At 37.8% G+C, this 20,071-nt stretch carries 17 protein-coding genes, 2 tRNA genes and 1 pseudogene; 18 read left to right on the top strand and 2 right to left on the bottom strand.

Features of this window, described 5'->3' with window-relative positions; translation table 11 throughout:
* The 18 genes and pseudogenes from CYP64_RS10090 to CYP64_RS00675 all read left to right on the top strand — a co-directional run.
* Positions 1-218, top strand: a pseudogene (locus CYP64_RS10090) (hypothetical protein); the annotation flags it as partial.
* A gap of 184 nt (positions 219-402) precedes the next feature.
* The gene (locus CYP64_RS00755) at positions 403-1,767 is read left to right on the top strand and encodes a coproporphyrinogen III oxidase family protein (RefSeq protein WP_103648306.1); all 1,365 of its coding nucleotides are present in this window, start codon (positions 403-405) and stop codon (positions 1,765-1,767) included.
* On the top strand, positions 1,767-3,401 hold the full coding sequence (locus CYP64_RS00750; RefSeq protein ID WP_103648305.1) for a multidrug ABC transporter permease/ATP-binding protein: 1,635 nt from the start codon (positions 1,767-1,769) through the stop codon (positions 3,399-3,401). Before CYP64_RS00755 ends, CYP64_RS00750 begins: the two co-directional genes overlap by 1 nt.
* A gap of 105 nt (positions 3,402-3,506) precedes the next feature.
* Positions 3,507-3,896 carry an NAD(P)H-quinone oxidoreductase subunit 3 gene (locus CYP64_RS00745; protein ID WP_021090439.1) on the top strand — a complete coding sequence of 130 codons (390 nt, stop codon included), beginning with the start codon at positions 3,507-3,509 and terminating at the stop codon, positions 3,894-3,896.
* On the top strand, positions 3,878-4,390 hold the full coding sequence (locus CYP64_RS00740) for a NuoB/complex I 20 kDa subunit family protein (RefSeq protein WP_012001120.1): 513 nt from the start codon (positions 3,878-3,880) through the stop codon (positions 4,388-4,390). Before CYP64_RS00745 ends, CYP64_RS00740 begins: the two co-directional genes overlap by 19 nt.
* Entirely contained in the window at positions 4,387-5,145 is a 759-nt protein-coding gene (locus CYP64_RS00735; RefSeq protein ID WP_103648304.1) for an NADH-quinone oxidoreductase subunit C, read from the top strand. Before CYP64_RS00740 ends, CYP64_RS00735 begins: the two co-directional genes overlap by 4 nt.
* A complete protein-coding gene (gene nuoD / locus CYP64_RS00730) occupies positions 5,142-6,371 on the top strand; it encodes an NADH dehydrogenase (quinone) subunit D (protein ID WP_103648303.1) in 1,230 nt (409 codons plus the stop codon). Before CYP64_RS00735 ends, nuoD begins: the two co-directional genes overlap by 4 nt.
* Entirely contained in the window at positions 6,368-6,598 is a 231-nt protein-coding gene (locus CYP64_RS00725; protein ID WP_103648302.1) for an NADH-ubiquinone oxidoreductase subunit E family protein, read from the top strand. Before nuoD ends, CYP64_RS00725 begins: the two co-directional genes overlap by 4 nt.
* The gene (locus CYP64_RS00720; protein ID WP_103648301.1) at positions 6,595-7,308 is read left to right on the top strand and encodes a hypothetical protein; all 714 of its coding nucleotides are present in this window, start codon (positions 6,595-6,597) and stop codon (positions 7,306-7,308) included. The genes CYP64_RS00725 and CYP64_RS00720 overlap by 4 nt, the downstream gene beginning before the upstream one ends.
* Positions 7,305-9,605 carry an NADH-quinone oxidoreductase subunit G gene (locus CYP64_RS00715; RefSeq protein ID WP_103648300.1) on the top strand — a complete coding sequence of 767 codons (2,301 nt, stop codon included), beginning with the start codon at positions 7,305-7,307 and terminating at the stop codon, positions 9,603-9,605. The genes CYP64_RS00720 and CYP64_RS00715 overlap by 4 nt, the downstream gene beginning before the upstream one ends.
* A complete protein-coding gene (gene nuoH / locus CYP64_RS00710; RefSeq protein WP_084041825.1) occupies positions 9,598-10,593 on the top strand; it encodes an NADH-quinone oxidoreductase subunit NuoH in 996 nt (331 codons plus the stop codon). Before CYP64_RS00715 ends, nuoH begins: the two co-directional genes overlap by 8 nt.
* An 8-nt stretch (positions 10,594-10,601) precedes the next feature.
* Positions 10,602-11,219 (top strand): NADH-quinone oxidoreductase subunit NuoI, encoded by a 618-nt coding sequence (nuoI, locus tag CYP64_RS00705; protein ID WP_103648299.1) that lies wholly within the window; start codon positions 10,602-10,604, stop codon positions 11,217-11,219.
* A 23-nt stretch (positions 11,220-11,242) separates the two neighbouring features.
* The gene (locus CYP64_RS00700) at positions 11,243-11,779 is read left to right on the top strand and encodes an NADH-quinone oxidoreductase subunit J (protein WP_103577234.1); all 537 of its coding nucleotides are present in this window, start codon (positions 11,243-11,245) and stop codon (positions 11,777-11,779) included.
* A complete protein-coding gene (nuoK, locus tag CYP64_RS00695) occupies positions 11,776-12,078 on the top strand; it encodes an NADH-quinone oxidoreductase subunit NuoK (RefSeq protein ID WP_085657926.1) in 303 nt (100 codons plus the stop codon). The genes CYP64_RS00700 and nuoK overlap by 4 nt, the downstream gene beginning before the upstream one ends.
* Before the next feature lie 3 nt (positions 12,079-12,081).
* Entirely contained in the window at positions 12,082-13,920 is a 1,839-nt protein-coding gene (nuoL, locus tag CYP64_RS00690; RefSeq protein ID WP_103648298.1) for an NADH-quinone oxidoreductase subunit L, read from the top strand.
* Entirely contained in the window at positions 13,920-15,431 is a 1,512-nt protein-coding gene (locus CYP64_RS00685) for an NADH-quinone oxidoreductase subunit M (RefSeq protein WP_103648297.1), read from the top strand. Before nuoL ends, CYP64_RS00685 begins: the two co-directional genes overlap by 1 nt.
* Positions 15,428-16,918 (top strand): NADH-quinone oxidoreductase subunit NuoN, encoded by a 1,491-nt coding sequence (gene nuoN, locus CYP64_RS00680; RefSeq protein WP_103648296.1) that lies wholly within the window; start codon positions 15,428-15,430, stop codon positions 16,916-16,918. Before CYP64_RS00685 ends, nuoN begins: the two co-directional genes overlap by 4 nt.
* Positions 16,887-19,316, top strand: a complete 2,430-nt coding sequence (locus CYP64_RS00675) for a tetratricopeptide repeat protein (RefSeq protein ID WP_181001660.1) — start codon at positions 16,887-16,889, stop codon at positions 19,314-19,316. The genes nuoN and CYP64_RS00675 overlap by 32 nt, the downstream gene beginning before the upstream one ends.
* 558 nt (positions 19,317-19,874) lie before the next feature.
* On the opposite strand, the gene CYP64_RS00670 is transcribed toward CYP64_RS00675, so the two are convergent.
* Both CYP64_RS00670 and CYP64_RS00665 read right to left on the bottom strand, forming a co-directional pair.
* Positions 19,875-19,949, bottom strand: a tRNA-Glu gene (locus CYP64_RS00670).
* Between the two features lie 7 nt (positions 19,950-19,956).
* A tRNA-Lys gene (locus tag CYP64_RS00665) sits at positions 19,957-20,032 on the bottom strand.
* Positions 20,033-20,071 lie beyond the last annotated feature (39 nt).

The raw sequence follows: 20,071 nt of genomic DNA, 5'->3' as shown, positions 1-20,071 counted from the left end.
AAAATACACTAGGTGCTTTACCATTTCAAATTTACAGTAAAGATAAAGAGCCTGATAAAAGTAATACCTATTATGAAATAGAAAGTAGAAGCAATATTGTAAAACTTTATAACATCAAAGCCCTATCAATACTAGGAAAGTTTTATTATTTAGAGACGAAAGATGGAGTAAAATTTGAGCTTGATGCAAGCAAAATTATCTCAAGATCTAAGGAGTAACTTTCTTAAGCTTTGGGGCTAAAATTTGATCGATACGTGAAATTTATAAATTTAAAAAATTAAAATTTATAGGCTAAATTTATCTGGCTAAGCTAAAATTTTCTTTAGCACAAGGCTAAATTTATTAAAAGTTAGCTATCCTAACACATCAATTTAAAACCAAACTTATTTAAGGCGATTAGTTATGATCTTTAAAAATATTGTCGAGAATTTTGCCGTAAATTACGCTCATAATTCTATTCAAAGATCACTATATAATGAATTTAATATAGACATTTTAACCACAACCTACACCAAAACTCCCAAAAAAGACAAAAAGTATATGCTCTACGCACATGTGCCATTTTGTCACACATTCTGCCCATATTGCTCGTTTCATAAGTACCACTATGAGCAAGAGCTTGCAAAAGTTTACTTTGAAAATTTACGTGAGGAGATGAGGCAGGTTAAAGAGGCTGGATTTGACTTTGATTCACTTTATGTTGGCGGTGGCACGACGCTTATAAATGAGCCAGAGCTTGAGAAGACACTTAAGCTTGCAAAAGAGCTTTTTAGTATAGATGAAATTTCAGCAGAAAGCGATCCAAATCACATCTCACCCGAGAGTTTAGCCAGATTTGATGGATTAATTGATCGACTAAGCGTTGGCGTACAAAGCTTTGATGATGAAACATTAAAAAGAGTTGGCAGATATGAAAAATTTGGCTCAGCCAAGGAGGTAAAAAGAAAACTTGAGCTCGCTCTTGGTAATATCCCAGTCATTAGTCTAGATCTCATCTTTAACCTGCCAAATCAAACAAAAGAGCAGCTCATAAACGATATAAACGTCGCAAAATCGATCTCTCCGCAACAAATCACCTTCTATCCACTTATGAAATCAGAGCTAACAAGAGAGAATATAGCTCGCTCGCTTGGCGTTTCAAACGTAGATAATGAGCGTGAATTTTATGAGATAATCACTGAAGAATTTAGCAAAAGCAACTACAAACAAAGCAATGCTTGGGCGTTTTCAAATGAAAAAAGTGCCGATCTTCGTGACGAATATGTTGGCTCAAATTTAGAGTATCTTGGCGTTGGTAGCGGAGCATTTAGCTTTCTTAACGGTGAGCTTGTAATAAATGCGTTTAATCTACTTGAATACGGCAAAAGGATAAAAAATAGACAAAGCCCAGTCATCGCAAAATGTGGTTTTAGCAAGAAAGAGCGACTTAAATACACGTTTTTAACAAGGCTTTTTGATGGCGGAGTTGATATTAAAAGATATAACGATGAAAATAGCACAAACATTAACAAAGCCTTATTTATGGAGCTTAGCTTGCTTAAGCTTGTAAATGCGATATATGAAGAAAATGGCATTATTAAGCCGACATTTTTTGGCAAATATATCTGCATCGTGCTTATGCGTGATTTTTACGCTGGCATGGACAAAGTGCGTGCGATATTTAAAGATGACGCTAAGATAAAAAGAAGCAAGGTGCTTCGCATAATGAGCGAAAATACTGAACAAAAGTATGAGCCAAATATCATTCAGCCACGAGCTGCGATGTAATGCTTGCAAATTTAATCAAAAAAAATATCTACCAAATTTCTAAAATAGTGTTATTAACACTCGTATTTAGCGGACTTGGTGTCTGGACTCTTTCGTTTATAAACAATGAGCTTGTAAGCTTAAAAGAATTTGATCTTATTCTTGCAATTAAATTTATAGCAGTTTTACTTTTATTTTTTATAAGCGCCATCGCTGCAAATATATCGCTTACAAATTTTGGACATAAATTTATCTACGAGCTAAGATATCAAAGTGTAAAGCAAATTTTAGACACGCCAAATAGCGTTATAAACGAGATCGGTAAAGCAAAGATCATAGCTAGTCTAAACAATGACATAAAAACGATCACATTTGCCTTTATGAGCGCTACTGGCTTTATACAAAGCCTAGTTTTTATCGTCTGCGCTAGCATCTACCTTTGTGTAATCGCTCCAAAAATTTTTATCTTTTTATCCGTTTGGATCGGTGCGACTCTTTTTATAAATACGCTTTTTATGAAAAAAATTCATCTTTATTTTAAGCATTCTAGAGTTCAAGATGACGCATTGCAAAAGCATTACGATGATATCGTAGAGGGGCATAGAGAGCTTAGTTTAAACAGGGCAAGGGCAAGTGTCTGCTTTGATGAGTTAAATTTTACAGGCGATAAAAAACGCCAAAATATGGTAAAGGCCGATATTTATCACGCATTAAGCGATAATTTTACAAACATTATGCTGCTTGGCTCAGTTGGACTTTGTGTATTTTTGTGCGTGGCATTTGACTGGGCGAGCCTGCAAACGGCACTAAGCATTAGCTTAACGATACTATTTTTAAGAGGCTCATTTATGAGTATGGTTGGCTCCATACCAGCCGCACTTAGCGCAAAAGTGAGTTTAGAAAAGATCATGAGTTTAAATCTAAATAAATTTAAGGAAGGCTTTAAATTTGATGATAGCCTAAATGACGAGTGGCGAAGCATTAGGCTAAAGGATATAAATTTCAACTACACTCACGGCAAATTTAGCCTAAAAGACGTAAATTTAGAGATCAAACGCGGTGAGATAACGTTTATCATCGGTAAAAATGGTAGTGGTAAAAGTACGCTTATAAATTTACTTTGCGGGCTAATACGCCCAAGTAGTGGCGAAATTTACCTTGATAGCACAAAGATAGATGAAAGAAATTTACAAAGTTATCAGGCAAAGATTAGCGCTATTTTTGCTGATTTTTATCTATTTTCACAAACGCTCTCTCATAATGGCTTTGCTAGCCAAAGCGAAATAGACGAGCTTTTAGCCTTACTTGAGATCGATAAAAAAGTAAGTGTCATAGACAATAAGCTTAGCACCACGCAACTCTCAACCGGTCAGCGAAAGCGCCTAAGTCTTTTAATAGCTATTTTAGAGCATCGCTCTATCCTTATCCTAGATGAATGGGCAGCTGATCAAGATCCGCTCTTTAAGCGAAAATTTTATAAAGAAATTTTGCCATTTTTACAAAGTAAAGGCATTAGCATAATTGCTGTTAGCCACGATGATAGCTATTTTGATGTGGCAACTAGGATCATCTTGGTAAAAGATGGCTTTGTGCGTGAGCTAGACGAGAGCGAGCGAATAAGTGCTGCAAAAGATGCAGTTGAGAAGATAAAATAGGAGTAATTTTTACACAAAAGCACAATACTCACCCTACTCTTAAGCCGTTTCAAGCTCAAATAAATTTAAATTTAGTAGAATCTTAAAAATTAAAAAAGGCAAAGTATGTCACATTCAGAGCTTGAAAGTACCTATTTTGGTGCATTTATCATACTTTTACTAGCGACTTGTTCATTTTGTTTAATAACATTCTTATCTTCAAAAATAAGCAAAAAACTAGCCAACCGCAATACCCAGCGTCTAAAACTTGGCTTTTATGAGTGTGGTCCAACCACCGTAAAACAGCCAAATAAGATAAATATTCACTACTTTTTTTATGGAATTTTATTTATTTTGTTTGATGTTGAAGTCATTTTTATGTATCCGTGGGCGGTGGATTTTAGACTGCTTGGAATTTTTGGACTAATCGAAATGTTGCTTTTTGTGGCGATTTTACTTATCGGCTTTGCTTATGCTTGGCAAAAAGGAGTCTTTAAATGGCAAAGCATCAGATAAACTACGCTGCAAATGGTGGCTTGCCAGTCGTTTTAACAACCGTTGATAAGCTCGTGCAGTGGGGCAGGAGCAACTCGCTTTGGGCACTTAGCTACGGGCTTGCTTGCTGTGCGATCGAGATGATGGCAAGTGGCGCTAGTAGGTATGACTTTGATAGATTTGGCACTATATTTCGCGCCAGTCCAAGGCACTCTGAGGTGATGATCATAGCTGGCACGCTAACTAAAAAGCACGCTGAATTTACAAGACGCTTGTATGATCAGATGCCTGAGCCAAAATGGGTCATCTCGATGGGCAGCTGCGCAAACACTGGTGGCATGTTTAACACCTACTCTACCGTTCAAGGTGTAGACCGCATAATACCAGTTGATATTTACATCCCAGGCTGTGCTCCTCGCCCAGAGACGCTTCAATACGCACTTATGATGCTTCAAAAAAAGATAAGAAAACAAAGTGCATTTAGGGCGCAAAAGCCAAGAAAGCTCGAGATATGAGAGAGTATAAGCCAAATAATGATCTACAAAAAAAGCAGTATTACAAAGAGAAATTTTACATAGAAAAGCAGACGCCAAAAGATGAGGTAAGAGGTTCTAAATTTGATGAAGAGCTAGCCATCTTAGAGCAAAGCGGAGTAGAAATTTTATCTAGCTATGTGGAGTTTGATCAGCTTATAGTTTATGTAAATTCTAGTGAAAATTTTAAAGCTCTTGAGACACTAAAAAACTTTGGTTACGAACAACTTAGCGAGCTTGCAGCACTTGATTTCACAAGTCAAAAAGGCGGATATGAGGTCTTTTATCAGCTTCTTAGCATTAGTAAAAATAGACGCGTTCGTGTAAAATGCTTTGTAAAAAAGGATGAAATGCTAAAAAGCGTTTGCGAGCTTTATAAAAGTGCAAATTGGGCTGAGCGCGAGATGTATGATTTAAGCGGCGTTCTCATTAAAGATCATCCAAATTTAAAGCGCCTCATCATGCCTGATGACTGGCACTCACACCCACTCTTAAAGAGCTATCCGCTAACTGGCGACGAGGCTGCTAAATGGTACGAGGTGGATAAAATTTTTGGAAGTGAGTTTAGAGAGCAAATCGGCGAAGAAAACCGCGATCCAGCTTATATTGAAGAGAAAGATACCTTTGGATTTTCAAGAGTATTTAGCGAAGAGTACGAGTATCAAGAAGATGGTGGCGTAAAATTTGTCAAAAAGGCTAAATTTAACCAGAGCCAGATAGTAAAGGAAAGACCTTGAGCCAGTCACCAAACCGCTTAAAACCATTTTTTGAAAATTTAGAATTTGAGCAAAATGACGGCAAGATGATACTAAATTTTGGACCACAGCACCCAAGCGCTCATGGTCAGCTAAAACTAGTGCTTGAGCTTGATGGCGAAAAGGTCGTGCGCGCCATGCCAGAGGTTGGCTTCATGCACCGAGGCGTTGAGAAGATGGCTGAAAATATGACCTATCAGGAATTTATCCCAGTAACTGACAGGGTCGATTACATCGCATCAAGTGCGAATAACTACGCATTTTGCGCGGCCGTGGAGAAGCTTTGCGGCATCGAAGTGCCTCGCCGTGCACAGATCATTAGAGTGATGCTTTTGGAGCTAAACCGTATCAGCTCACACCTTTTATTTTTAGCTACGCATGCCCTTGACGTGGGGGCAATGAGCGTCTTTTTATACGCATTTAGAGAGCGCGAATACGTCCTTGATCTAATAGAAAAATACTGCGGCGCAAGGCTAACACATAGCTCGATAAGGATCGGTGGCGTGCCGCTTGACCTACCTGATGGCTGGTGCGAGGAGCTGCTTAAATTTTGTGAGAAATTTCCAAGCGACATCACGCTTTATGAAGATCTGCTAAGCGAAAATAGAATTTGGCAAGCAAGGCTCGTGGACGTGGGCGTAATTAGCAAAGAGCTAGCCCTTAATAGCGGCTGCTCTGGCGTCATGCTAAGAGCAAGCGGTGTGGCGCGTGATATAAGAAAAGAAGAGCCATATCTCATCTATGATGAGCTAGAATTTGACGTGCCTTATGCGACACATGGCGACTGCTACGCAAGGTATCTGCTTTACATGAAAGAGATGCGCGAGTGTGTGAAAATTTTAAAGCAGTGTGTTAGCAAGTATCAGACCAGCAGCCCTGCCATCATCGCCGACGCGCCAGATTACGTGAGCGCTTCAAAAGAGCAAATAATGAGCCAAAACTACTCATTAATGCAGCATTTTGTGCTAATAACTCAGGGGCTAAAACCTCCAAAGGGCGAAATTTACTTCGCTAGCGAGTCGCCAAAGGGCGAGCTAGGAATTTATATAAACTCAGATGGCAGCGCAAGCCCATATCGCCTAAAAATTCGCACGCCAAGCTTTTGGCACTGTGCTATTTACGAAGATTTATTGGTAGGTCAGTACGTCGCTGACGTCGCTACGATAATTGGTAGCACAAATATCATCTTAGGCGAGGTCGATAGATGAGAAGGGTCGATCTTAGGCACTTAAAGAGTGAGTTTTTGAGCGCTCTTGGACAGCAGATAAAGGCTGGCGAGGCTAATGAAGTGATTATATTTTTATTTGAGATAGGCGATTTTAGTGGTGTGACAAAGGCTGTAAATTTAGCCTATAATCTAAACTGCGAAGTGATGAACTCGCTTAAATTTAACCAAGTTGATTGGGTATTAACCATAAAAAAGGGCAAGATATGAAATTTAATGATTTAATAGCAGGCAAAAGCTTAAGCATTGCAAATTTACTAAGCTTGAGCGATAAAAATTTAGCAAAAAAGATGAAAGAGCACGAGTTTAAGTACATCTCTTGCATCGAAGATAGCGAGCTTGGCGGCGAAAATTTAATCCGCTGCGAAATAGGCTCAATAAGCTACGTCTTAGCTCTTCTTTGCAAATACGCAAATTTATCTTGCGATGAGTTTTTTAGCGAGCTTGATGATGGGCTGATAAGTGGCGAGTGCAATGTTGGCGAAGAGGAATTTGAAGAAGAGCTAGGCGAGTGGATAAAGGACGTTAAAAACATCGTTATTGATGATTCATTTTTTACTCATCCAGATAAAGATGCGATCTTTTGGCTACTTGAAATTTTAGGCAAAAATGTCGTTTTAGCTGGTGGTTGCAAAAAAGAATTTAATGATTATCACAAAATAGACGAGCTAAAAGAGCTTGAAAATTTTGACGGAGCAGTCGTTTATCTAAACAAAAATGCAAGCGATGAGATCGTGGGCGGCGTGCAGTTTGGCATCGTAGCAAAGGCAAAAGATGGCGATATGCTAGAGCTTAAAGCAAAAGATTTTAGCGTGAGGGCAAAATTTAAACTAGACCATTCGTTAAAAGGCACAGTTGCGATATTTGGCGCAAAAGAGTTTGATGGATACGCATTTAAACAAGTAGTAGTTAGTAAATGAAAATAAGCATAAATGATCAAATTTTAGAAGCAGATGAAGGCGAGAGCATCCTAAATATCGCAAGAGCAAATGGAATTTATATCCCAGCTCTTTGTTATCTTAGCGGCTGCTCACCAACTCTTGCTTGTAGGCTTTGCATGGTCGAGGCAAATGGCAAAGTAGTGTATAGCTGCAATGCCAAAGCAAAAGAGGATATGCAAATTTATACAAACACGCCAGAAATCGCTGCCGAGCGAAATGCGATCATGCAGACTTACTGCGTAAATCATCCGATTCAATGTGGCGTTTGTGACAAAAGTGGCGAATGCGAACTACAAAATTTAACCACACATTTAAAAGTAAATGAACAAAAATTTGCCATCGCTGACACGCACAAACCACATAAAAAATGGGGGCTAATCAACTACGATCCAGCTCTTTGCATAGTCTGCGAAAGATGTGTCACTGTTTGTAAAGATAGGATCGGTGAGAGTGCACTAAAGACCGTACCAAGGGGCGTTGAAGTACCAAAAGAGCTAAAAGAGAGTATGCCAAAAGATGCCTACGCAGTTTTTAGTAAGATGCAAAAAAGCTTAATAGGTCCAAGCGTGGGCGAGAGTCTTGACTGCTCATTTTGTGGCGAGTGTATCAGCGTTTGCCCTACTGGAGCACTTATTAGTTCGCATTTTCAATATAGCACAAATATCTGGGAGCTAAACCCTATCCCAGCAGCAAATCCACATCAAAGCGACTGCGAGCTAATTTACTATGACATAAAAGAAAAGAGCACTAGCGACAGAAGTAAGCAAATTTACCGCGTCAGCAATGATTTTATATTTGGCGAGATAAGTGGAGCAGCTAGGTTTGGTTATGACTTTCACAACGAGCTTGCCTGTAAAAATGAAGAGAAATTTGAAGAGATTGTTTTAAATATTAAAAATGGTGCGATCAAAAATATAAAATTTAATAGCTTCATCACGAACGAAGAAGCCCTTATTTTAGAGTGTTTAAGAGAGAGATTTGATCTAAATTTAATAAATAATGAAGCGCTAAATTATCAAAAATTTTTAAATAAATTTAGCGAATTTAGCGGGCTTAGCTCATATAACGCAGACTATACAGATATTAAAAATAGCGATTTTGTCATCAATGCTGGCAGTTTCTTAAGACACGAAAGCCCAGTGACAAGCTTTAAGTTAAATAACGCTTTAAAAATGAATAAAGCAGCTGGAATTTACTTTCATCACATAGCCGATGAGATCGTTAAAAAATATTCTAAAAATTTTATCTACGTAACGCATGAAGCTGGAAAATTAGAGCAAATTTTACTCTTTGTGCTTAAAAACTGGGGCGAAAATTTATCTAGCACGCTTACATCAAAGCTTGAAAATTTTGATGAAAATTTTAACTTAGATATACCAGTTTTAAGTGAGGGCAAAAGCAAATTTACGCTCATTTTAGGAAGCGATTTTTACACAGATGAAAATGCGAATTTACTAGCCGCACTTACTGGAGTGATCGCAAGGGCTACGCCGTTTCTTGTGATGCTAATACCACCACGCACAAATTCACTTGGTGTTGCTAAAATTTGCACTCTTGCAAGCGAGAAAAAGCTTGGTAAGACGCTTGGCTATAACGAAAATGGCGAATTTAAATTTAGTATTTTTGAAGGCGATATCGATGCTAGCGCGCTAAATCAGCAAGAAGGAACATTTACAAGCATAAATAACGCCTTAGTGCCAACAAATGTGGCGATACCGCACAAAGGTTATTTTCTAAACGATATCGCAAACGCGCTTGGACTAATGGCTAAAAATACGATTGATTACACGCCAAATTTACCAAAAGAAAAGGGTTACAAAGGCATTAAATTTGATGATTTAGAAAATTTTTACGCAAACGACGGCACAAGTCACAGAGGTTATAAACTAGAAATTTCAAATTTTACACCAAATGATGATATAGAGCCACTTTTAAAAGATAGCAAGAGCATAAATTTAAAAGATGACGAGGCACTTATAAATCTTGCAAATCCTATAAATTTACCATCATTTTTTGCAAACTATGCCACACAAACAGCCAAAAGAGCGAATCTTTATGCAAGTAGCGAATTTATGGCTAAATTTGAAATTTCACAAAATGAAGCGATTATTTTAGAAAAAGATGGGTATAAGCTTGCCATTTGCGTAGAGCTTGATAGCGAACTTGGCGGAGTCGCTGCGTATTTAGGTGATTATGACGATAAGCTTGAAGTGGGCGTTATATTTAATGGCAAAAGCTACGCCGCAGTTAAAATCATAAAGGCAAAAGATGAGTGAAACACTATTTTTTGTGCTAAGCACTATCATTAAAGCCGTGGTCATCTTAGCCGTCATGGCAAGCCTTGCAGGGCTTGCAACCTATGCTGAGAGAAAGGTACTAGCTTACATGCAGCGCCGCGTAGGGCCTGATATGGTAGGGCCAGCTGGAATTTTACAGATAGTAGCTGACATGATAAAACTCTTTACAAAAGAGGACATCGTACCAGCAAATACGAATAAATTTATCTTTTTAATAGCTCCACTAATATCAGCCATCGCCGCATTTGCAGCGCTTGCACCTGTGCCGTTTTTGCCTGAGTTTGAAATTTTTGGACATACATTACGTCCGATTCTCTCAGATATTAATGTTGGTATTTTATACATCGCTGGTGTTGCTTCAGTTTGCGTTTTCTCCCCACTTGCAGCAGGTCTTGCTAGCTATAATAAATTTGCACTAATTAGCGCAGCTCGTGCGGTCGTTTCGCTTCTTAGTTTTGAAATAGTCGCTGGCATGGCTCTTTTAAGCGTCGTAATGGTAACTAGCTCACTCTCACTTGTGGATATAAACAACTATCAAAAAGGAATTTTTGGCTGGCTTATATTTAAGCAGCCGCTTGCCTTTTTGCTATTTTTAATAGCAAGCTTTGTGGAGTGCAATAGAACGCCATTTTGCTTAACAGAAAACGAAACAGAGATAGTAGCAGGCTATGGCACCGAGTATAGCGGCATGAGATGGGCGATGTTTTTCATCGGCGAGTACACAAATATGATCGCTGCTAGCATCATCATTACGATTTTATTTTTAGGTGGATTTAACGAATTTTTATTTATCCCAGGTGCTTTAATGATCATCTTAAAATCAAGCATTGTCTTTTTCTTTTTTCTTTGGGTAAGGGCCTCATGGGCACATTTAAGAGTTGATCAGTTAAGTGCATTTTGCTGGAAAATTTTACTTCCGCTTGGAATTTTAAATATCGTAATCACTGGCTTTATGCTACTAATCTAAGGCGAAAAATGAGTGAGAAAAAATATATTTTAATAGATGAAAAGTTAAAGCCAAAGAGTACGTTTGATAAATTTAAGCATTTCATCACTGCCACATTTAAGCCTGATCTTTTGATCGGACTAAAAGTCACGATAAAGCAGATGCTCTTTAGTAAGTCACATACTTTAAAATATCCTATGCAAAAGATGCAGCTAAACGCTAGATACAGAGGCATTCACAAGCTTTTGAAATTTGTTGAAAGTGAAAATGAACGTTGCATTGGATGCGGGCTATGTGAGAAAATTTGCGTTAGCAACTGTATTTCGATGAAGACTTCACTTGGCGAAGATGGGCGCAAAAAGGTCGCAAGCTACTCGATAAATTTAAGTAGATGCGTCTATTGTGGATTTTGCGCTGATGTTTGTCCTGAGCTTGCGATAGTCTGCGGGCAAGAGTACGAAGTTGCTAGCGAGAGCAGGATTATATTTGGCACAAAAGATGAATTTTTGACAAAGGATAAATTTTTAAAAGATCAAAGTGAGTTTGAAGGCTATGGCGCACTTCCTAAAAATGCTGATAACTTAATTAAAAAGACACCAAATGCATTTATAAGCGAAAATGAAAATGAGACAAACAGTGATGAGTAGTATAAATTTTAAAAGGGCAAAAGATGTATGAGAGCTTTGCATTTTATCTTTTTAGCGCCTTGGTTTTAGTTAGTTTTTCTTTTAGCGTATTTTGTAAAAACGCACTAAATGCAGTCTCTGCGCTAGCTGCTGGCATGGTCTTTATCTCGGCTATATTTTTCTTACTTGGAGCGGAATTTCTAGGCGTAGTGCAGATAATAGTCTACACAGGTGCTGTGGTCGTTTTATACGCATTTGCGATGATGTTTTTTGATAGCAGTAAAGAATGTGAGCCAAAAAGTAGCAAAAAAGCAAAGATCACCATCTATCTTTTAAGTAGCTTTATAGCGCTTCTTTTGATATTTATATTTTTAGCTCCTATTTATGGTGCAAAATTTGATGGATTAAGTCCCATTGCTAGCGAGCTTGGCAATATCGAGGCTATTGGAATTTTGCTCTTTAGCAAGTATTTGATCGCTTTTGAGATGTGTGCTGTAATGCTTCTTGTGGCAATGGTTGCTGGCATTATCTTGATACACAAAGACCTAAATACTCAAAATACGCTAGAGGAGATGCTATGATAGGACTTACTCACTATCTCATCCTTGCAAGTCTAGTCTTTGTCATAGGGCTAATTGGCATAATGCGAAGAAGAAATTTGATCATGCTATTTTTCTCAAGTGAAATTTTACTAAACTCGGCAAATATCGCACTTGCTGCCATTTCAAAATACCACTTTGATCTAACTGGACAAATAGTTGCATTTTTTATAGTGGCTATCGCTGCTAGCGAAGTCGCCGTGGGGCTTGGCTTACTGGTGCTTTGGTATAAAAAGACTGGCAGCATTAGCCTAGATTCGATGACAAATATGAAAGGCTAAGAGATGACTTTATTTTGCATTTCACTATTTTTTCCACTTCTTAGCTTTATCGTTTCTGGACTTTTTTCGCATAGCAGTAAAAATTTACTAATTGGTGTTTTTTGCTCACTTCTCATGGTTATTAGCACAACTGCCTCACTCATGCTAGCAGCCAGCCTTGGCATAGATGAGCCACTGCATTTATCACTAAAAGAATTTATAAATTTCGGTGGTCTGGATTTAAATTTTGGCTTTTATCTTGATGCCATTAGCCTTGTTATGCTTAGCACCGTTGGCGTGGTCGCAAGCATCGTGCACATCTACTCAGTTGGCTATATGAAAGACGATGCGAGCTTTAACCGCTTTTTTAGCTACTTGGGGCTTTTTGTATTTTGCATGAATGTCCTTGTATCAAGCGATAACTTTATAGGGCTATTTATTGGCTGGGAGGGCGTTGGGCTTTGCTCGTGGCTACTCATTGGCTTTTGGTATAAAAGGCCTAGTGCAAACGTCGCTGCAAATGAAGCCTTTGTGATGAACAGAGTGGCTGATCTAGCGATGCTTGTTGGCATTTTTTATATATTTTATAGCTTTGGCTCACTTAAATTTAGCGAGGTTTTTAACGCTAGAGCCGACTTTTATGGGCTAAATTTAGGCATTATTGCCACACTTCTTTTTATAGGTGCCATGGGTAAAAGCGCGCAGTTTCCATTTCACACTTGGCTTGCAAATGCCATGGAGGGGCCAACTCCAGTCTCAGCACTCATCCACGCTGCGACCATGGTAACAGCTGGCGTTTATCTAGTGATACGTGCAAATTTTATCTTTATAAACGCACCTGAAGTATCGCATTTTATCGCTTGCCTTGGCGCATTTGTAGCGATATTTGCAGCAAGCATCGCGCTAGTACACAATGACCTTAAAAAGATCATCGCTTACTCGACGCTTTCGCAGCTTGGCTATATGTTTGTAGCAGCTGGGCTTGGCGCTTATAAGATTGCACTTTTTCACCTTGTCACGCACGCATTTTTTAAGTCACTTCTCTTTTTGTGCGCTGGCAACGTCATGCACGCGATGAATGACGAGCTAGATATCAAAAAAATGGGCGGACTATATAAATTTATGAAGCCAACTGCACTCCTTTCTATCATCGCGAGCTGCGCACTGGCTGGCTTTTATCCATTTGCTGGATTTTTCTCGAAGGATAAAATTTTAGAGGTTGCATTTAGTGAGAATCAAATTTTGTGGGTTATTTTGCTATTTGGTGCAATGCTTACGGCATTTTATAGCTTTAGACTCGTTATGCTCGTCTTTTTTACAAAGCCAAAGAGCGAGAAACACGTGCATGAAGCTAAAAACTATATGCTAGCTGGCATGGGCGTACTTGGAATTCTCTCAGTCATAAGTGGCTTTTTTTGGAGCAACTTTAGTGGGTTTTTAGAAAAAAGCTTAAAAGATTTTCCGCTAAATTTATCTCACAGCAGCGAAATTATTTTACTTATTTTAACACTTAGTCTAGTGCTAGCAAGCGCTGGCTTTGCAGTATTTGCCTATAAAAAAGAAATTTTTAAAGAGAATATTTGTGAGAGCAGAGCTTATAAAATTTTACAAAATGTCTACTTTATCCCAAAATTTTATGAGAAATTTTTCATAAATGGCTATACGTTAATTTCACAAATTTGTAAAAAGATTGATGAGATGATAATCGATCGTAGTGTCGATCTAGTCGCAACGGTGCTAAATAAATTTGCAAATTTAACAAACAAAATGCAAAGTGGCGACTTAAGCATCATGCTTAGATTTATGGTCGCAGGATTTGCCTTGCTTTTAAGCTTTATGTTTTTATTAAATGGAGCCAAATAATGCTAAGTGTCATCATATTTTTCCCTGCAATAAGCGCAATACTTGGCTTTTTAATAGAAAATAAAAGCATAAAATTTTATGGAGCAAGCATCGCGCTGATCGAGCTTTTGCTAGCCATTTTTATCTGCATCAATGTCGATTTTCAGGGTTATGACTTTGTTTTAACGCATCAAGTCTCGCTCATACCAAGCCTAAATATCAGCTATTTTGTCGGCATCGACACCATTTCGCTAGCACTTATCGTACTTAGTGCATTTATGAGCTTCATCTCTATCGCCGCACTTAGCGATGATGGAAATTTAAAGCACCTAATTATTAGCGTGCTCTTTTTAGAGAGCACGATGATGGGCGTCTTTAGCGCGCTTGATATGATCTTGTTTTATAGCTTTTGGGAGCTTAGCCTCATACCGCTACTTTATATCATCGGCGCATTTGGTAGTAAAAATAGAATTTACGCTGCGATTAAATTTTTCATCTATACATTTTTAGGCTCTGTCTTTATGCTAGTAGCGATCATCTTTATCGGCTATCTGTGCTATCAAAAAAGCGGCGTCTTTAGCTTTAGCCTGCTTGACTGGTACAAGCTTGGCATCGGACAAAGTGCTCAAATTTGGCTATTTTTAGCTTTTTTCTTCGCTTTTGGCGTCAAAACTCCGCTATTTCCGTTTCACACGTGGCTACCTTATGCACACGGAGAGGCTCCGACTATCGGCTCAGTGCTGCTTGCTAGCGTGCTTTTAAAGATGGGTACTTACGGCTTTGTGAGATTTTCACTTCCACTTTTTCCAGATGCGAGCCTAATTTTAAGCGGCTTTGTCTGCGTCATAGCTATCATCATGATCATCTACGCAGCCCTTGTTGCCTACGCACAAAGCGACATGAAGCAAGTGATCGCTTATAGCTCCATTTCACACATGGGCGTCATCATGCTTGGCATCTTTTCACTAAATTTAATAGGCCTTGGTGGCTCAATATTTTTGATGATAAGCCACGGCATCGTAAGTGGCGCGCTATTTTTGTTAGTTGGCGTCATCTACGAGAGGGCTCACACCAAAGAAATTTGCGAATTTGGTGGCCTTGCTAAGGTTATGCCAAAGTATGCGCTTATATTTTTTATAGCAACTCTTGCAAGCATTGGTTTGCCATTAACGATTGGCTTTGTAGGCGAGTTTTTGAGCCTGCTTGGCGTCTTTAAGCTAAACAAGCTCTTTGCGCTACTTGGTGGCTTTAGCATCATCGTGGGCGCTATTTATATGCTAGTGCTTTATAAAAGGGTCTTTTTTGGCGAGTGCAAGGAGAAAAATTTAAGCCTAAAAGATCTAAATTTTAAAGAGTTAGCCGCTCTTGTGCCGCTTTGCTTACTCATAATCGCTCTTGGTGTTGCTCCGAATTTAATCCTAAAACCACTTGAGCCAAGCGTGCAAAATATCATAAATAAAATGCAAACTAGAGCCGTAAATAGCGATACAAAGGATAAAATTTTATCTTTAAATGGCGGGAGCAAACTATGAACAAAATAGCCTTTTTAGACTTTAAAGAAATTTCTTTATTTTCGGTTGCTCCGATGCTTAGCATGATAATCTTTGCGCTTTTTATCTTAATCGTTGGCACCATAAAAAAAGATCTTTCAAGAAATTTCTACTGCGTATTTTGTATCATCGCAATATTTGTAAATTTGGGTCTAATACTTGATTTTAACGGTCTTAGCCTTAGCTTTTGGAATATGCTTTTAGTTGATGGCGTTTCGGTCATTTCTCAAGTCATCATCCTCATCGCTTCAGCCCTTTTTATCCCGCTTGCACTTAGCACAAAAGAGTATTTTGAGTATAAAATTTACGAGTATTACGCTTTATTTTTGTTTATGATAGCTGGATTTTTATTTATGGTGAGCTCAAATAACCTACTCATAATCTTTTTAGGCCTTGAGATCAGTTCGCTTTGCCTCTATACGCTAATCGCCCTTCACAACAAGGCAAAAAGCGTTGAGGCTGCCATAAAATACTTTGCTATGGGCTCGCTCTCAGCTGGCTTTTTTGCGATGGCGATAGCGATGTTTTATCTAGCGACAAACTCAATAGATATCGCTCGTATCGGCGTTGTGATAAAAGATCTTAGCCTAAATCAAAATTTGATCATTTTATTAGGCTGTGTTTTCATTGCCTCTGCCATTGGTTTTAAGCTCTCACTCATACCATTTCACACATGGATACCAGACGTTTATGAAGGCTCAAATGCCCCACTTGCTGGCTATATGTCGATCGTGCCAAAGGTGGCAGCTTTTATCGTCGCGTTAAGAATTTTCGCGATGCTTGAGGGTTCACAAATTTTGTGGATAAAAGATATGCTCTACATCATCGCCGTGCTTACGATGAGCCTTGCGAACATCATGGCGCTAGTGCAAAAAGATGTTAAAAGAATGCTTGCTTTTAGCTCGATAGCTCACGCTGGTGTCGTACTTTGCGCGCTTGTGGCAAATTCTCACGAGGCAAATGTCGCCTTGTTTTTCTACTGGATCATGTTTTTGTTTGCAAATTTGGGTGCATTTTCTATGCTTTGGGTTGCAAGGTGCGACGATGTAGTCTGCTGGGATAAGCGCTTTAAACATCCATTTGAGAAATTTTCAGGGCTTATAAAAATTTTACCAAGCTACGCTGTGATAATGGGAATTTTTATGATCGCTCTTGCTGGCATTCCGCCTTTTAGCGTCTTTTGGGGCAAGATGGTGCTTATCTCATCGCTTATCAAGTCTGATTACGTCGTTCTTAGCGTTATAATCATGATAAATTCTGCCATTGCGATTTATTACTATTTAAAGCTAATCGTCTTTATGTTTTTAAAAGAGCCGATCGTAAAAGATAAAAATCTCTACACCGCAAATATCTCGATGGCGCTAAAAGTAATTGTTGGCATTGCGGTAGCTGGAACGGCCTTTTCGTTTTTATTTTCTGGAGCGATTTTGGAATTTATTGAGCATTTTGTCTTTGCTTCAGGATTTTAGAAAATTTAACTATAATTGCGGCATGAAAAAGCTCTTAATTATTTTATTTTTTCCGCTTTATCTAACCGCTTTTAATCTTAGCCTAAATAGCGGCGCAAATGGTGATAAACCTTATAGCGTTCTTCAGCTAAGCGATGAGCAAGAATTTGAATGCGTGGAGCAAATTTTAGCTTACGACACCAAACGCTATGTATGCATGCTAGATGATGAAATTTTGCCAAAAATTGAAGATACGACACTGCCATTAATGGATATAAAATATAAAAAGCAAGATGGCAAGCTTTTTATCGTCATAATGCCAAAAGCACCGTCAAAACTGCTAAATATAAAAACTGAGCTTTATAGTAGCCAAAACGTACAAGATAGCCCAAAAACAACCATTTCAAAACACTTTAGCATAATCATAGATACTTCACTCAGTGAAAATAATAAGAGAAAGTCTGGGCTAAATTTTAAACCTGATTTTAAAGATATGCTAAATCCTAGTATCGGAGCGCTTGATCTTAACAAAGCCCCTATTGCTGGACTTGATAGTAATGACATTGATATTTACATAAGTATAAAAAGAGCTTATGAAAAAGGCGCTTATGAAAATGTAGTAAAAGATACTCAAACAGCGATAAAAAGGCATCCAAATAGCCTTTTTTCAAGTGAATTTTTACTATTTCGCCTAAGGGCTCTTGATAAAATTTTTGAGACAAAAAATGAGTTTGAAGAGATCGAGCCAAAAGATATCGTAAGTGAAGGTAGGGCTTGGATCAGAAAATTCCCATCTGATGAAAACTATCCAGAGGTGCTCTACCTAATCGCTAGAGCCTACCTAAAAGATAGCATCGCAAGTGATGCAAAATATATGCTTGATATCTTAAACGAAGAGCATGCAAACTCAAAATTTACGAAACTTGCAGTGCTTGATTATGCTGATTATCTCTACAAGATAGGCAGACAAAAAGAGGCGCTAAAAGACTATGAAAAAGTGCTTTACTCCACAAACGACATCGACCTTGCAAGTAGAGCAGCACTAAGCCTAGCTGATGCAAATATTGATAAAGAAAAATTTGATGAAGCAAAGAAATTTATACTAAAAATCGCAAATGCGAATGAAAAATTTTTTATGAATAACCCAACAAAGTCGATGAATCTTGCAACCACATTCGCAAGTAAAGATATGCCTGATGTGGCTGCTAAAATTTATGAAATCTTGATAAATAATAGCGATAGAACGAAAGATTTTTATGAAGTTGCTTTAAAAAATTTAGCACTAAATCTAGCCAAAACAAAAGATGAGAAAAAAGCATACGAATACTTAAATAGATATGAGACAGAGTTTAAATATGGTGATTATATCGATGAGGTGACTAAAGCAAAAGATGGGTTATTTTTTGAAGAAAAAGATAAAAATGCTACTGCACTTCATGCTAGATATAAAGAGCTAATTGAAAAATATGCTGGGACAAATATTAGCCAAAAGGCTCTAATAAGCGAGCTTGAGCTGGATATTAAAGAGCGTAAATTCTCCGATGCACTATCTTACAAAACCATGGCAAAAGATGGAAATTTAAGCAAGGCAATGGAGCTGATAAATGAAGCTGCGCTAGAGCTTACAAAAGAGTATTTTATAAAAGATGATTGCACGGCTGTTATAAATTTACTTGAAAACTACGATATAAATAAAATCTCATTACCACAATTTAAGCTTTTTAACTGCTATTACAGAACGGCCCGCTACAACGATGCACTTGAGCTGGCAAAAGCTCATGCAAAAGATGAAAATTTAGAAGATAGGGTCGAGTGGCTGGTAAATTTGAGCAAAATTTTATATAAAAATAAAGACTACGAGCATGCGATCATTGCTGCAAATGACGCGCTTTCACTTGGCTCATCAATCGAATACTCAGATCCAACACCATCTCTTTTTGACAGGTTTTACTCATTGCTTGCATTAAAACGCTTTACGGAGGCGATCTCAACCATAAGCGCTATCGAGCAGCTAAGGGGCCAAGACTTTAAGATTATCGAAGCATATACAGCCATAAGTGACTATGCGATAAAAAGTAATGACTACGCCATAGCTACAACGTATGCTAAAAAAGCTCTTGAGCTACAAACAAAAGCCAAGATAAATACATTTTCGCCAAAGATAAATTTTAACTACTCAGAAGCTTCATTAAAGACAGATAACCTAGATGAGGCGCTTGACGAGGCGAAATTTATACTAAACATGAAGCTTGAGCCAGAAGATCGCTTACACGCTTTAAATTTGATAAGCGAAATTTATATAAGACAAAAGCAGTTTAAGTTGGCTAGGCCTTATTTAAATGAGTGCTCTGACTCAAATTTTGTAAGCCCGTATAAAGATGCTTGCAAAGCTAAGCTTGATATGATAGGCAAAAACTAAATACAAAAAGATAGCTTGTTTTGCTAGTTTTATATTTAAGTTTAAAATTAGTAGGCTTTATTTTTGCTATTTAAGCCAAGCTTTCTTTAATTACGTATTTAATTTTCTATATTGCCATCAAATGCTCTTTATATTATAAAAAGAACTATATTTTATCTTAAGCCCTAATATATTTTTACGCATGAATCCTGGCTGGTATGATCTTAAATTTTAAGCACCTTTCTTTATTAACAAATGTAGGCTGTTTTACGATTTATAAGCTTAAAAATTAAAAATACTTAATGAATTTTGCCCAGTAGATCAAAGCAAAAAACTTGTAACGCTATGTAATCACGTTTCTATGATGTACTTTTATTATATTTATAAAGATTTTTTTAGCTTACTACAAGCTAACTTCTAGAATTTATCGCTTAATACACACTCATTAAGCACAATATTATAAAAATTGATTTTTACGTTTTTAATAGCAATTTGCCAAGCAAATAAGTATACATTTTTAAGAAATTTTCTATAAAAATTTCTGTGTAGCAAATTAAAAAGAAAAAAGGATTAGAAAAATGGTGACCCATACGAGACTCGAACTCGTGTTACCAACGTGAGAGGCTGGTGTCCTAACCGCTAGACGAATGGGCCAAATGGATGGTGCCCCGTGTAGGCCTCGAACCTACGACCTCATCATTAAGAGTGATATGCTCTACCAACTGAGCTAACGAGGCAAAAAACATAATACAAACTATAAAGCCTAATTTTAGAAC

Source organism: Campylobacter concisus (assembly GCF_002913945.1).
Taxonomy (GTDB): Bacteria; Campylobacterota; Campylobacteria; order Campylobacterales; family Campylobacteraceae; genus Campylobacter_A; species Campylobacter_A concisus_P.
Note: the sequence above shows the minus strand (reverse complement) of the source record. Positions and strands in the feature narration are given on the sequence as shown.

Excerpts from the sequence above, each read along its gene's own strand:
- CYP64_RS00750 (WP_103648305.1), top strand. The coding sequence starts at position 1,767 with ATGCTTGCAAATTTAATCAAAAAAAATATCTACCAAATTTCTAAAATA.
- CYP64_RS00745 (WP_021090439.1), top strand. The coding sequence starts at position 3,507 with ATGTCACATTCAGAGCTTGAAAGTACCTATTTTGGTGCATTTATCATA.
- nuoH (WP_084041825.1), top strand. The coding sequence starts at position 9,598 with ATGAGTGAAACACTATTTTTTGTGCTAAGCACTATCATTAAAGCCGTG.
- CYP64_RS00715 (WP_103648300.1), top strand. The coding sequence starts at position 7,305 with ATGAAAATAAGCATAAATGATCAAATTTTAGAAGCAGATGAAGGCGAG.
- CYP64_RS00685 (WP_103648297.1), top strand. The coding sequence starts at position 13,920 with ATGCTAAGTGTCATCATATTTTTCCCTGCAATAAGCGCAATACTTGGC.
- nuoN (WP_103648296.1), top strand. The coding sequence starts at position 15,428 with ATGAACAAAATAGCCTTTTTAGACTTTAAAGAAATTTCTTTATTTTCG.
- CYP64_RS00725 (WP_103648302.1), top strand. The coding sequence starts at position 6,368 with ATGAGAAGGGTCGATCTTAGGCACTTAAAGAGTGAGTTTTTGAGCGCT.
- CYP64_RS00735 (WP_103648304.1), top strand. The coding sequence starts at position 4,387 with ATGAGAGAGTATAAGCCAAATAATGATCTACAAAAAAAGCAGTATTAC.
- nuoI (WP_103648299.1), top strand. The coding sequence starts at position 10,602 with ATGAGTGAGAAAAAATATATTTTAATAGATGAAAAGTTAAAGCCAAAG.
- nuoL (WP_103648298.1), top strand. The coding sequence starts at position 12,082 with ATGACTTTATTTTGCATTTCACTATTTTTTCCACTTCTTAGCTTTATC.
- nuoK (WP_085657926.1), top strand. The coding sequence starts at position 11,776 with ATGATAGGACTTACTCACTATCTCATCCTTGCAAGTCTAGTCTTTGTC.
- CYP64_RS00700 (WP_103577234.1), top strand. The coding sequence starts at position 11,243 with ATGTATGAGAGCTTTGCATTTTATCTTTTTAGCGCCTTGGTTTTAGTT.
- CYP64_RS00720 (WP_103648301.1), top strand. The coding sequence starts at position 6,595 with ATGAAATTTAATGATTTAATAGCAGGCAAAAGCTTAAGCATTGCAAAT.
- CYP64_RS00755 (WP_103648306.1), top strand. The coding sequence starts at position 403 with ATGATCTTTAAAAATATTGTCGAGAATTTTGCCGTAAATTACGCTCAT.
- CYP64_RS00740 (WP_012001120.1), top strand. The coding sequence starts at position 3,878 with ATGGCAAAGCATCAGATAAACTACGCTGCAAATGGTGGCTTGCCAGTC.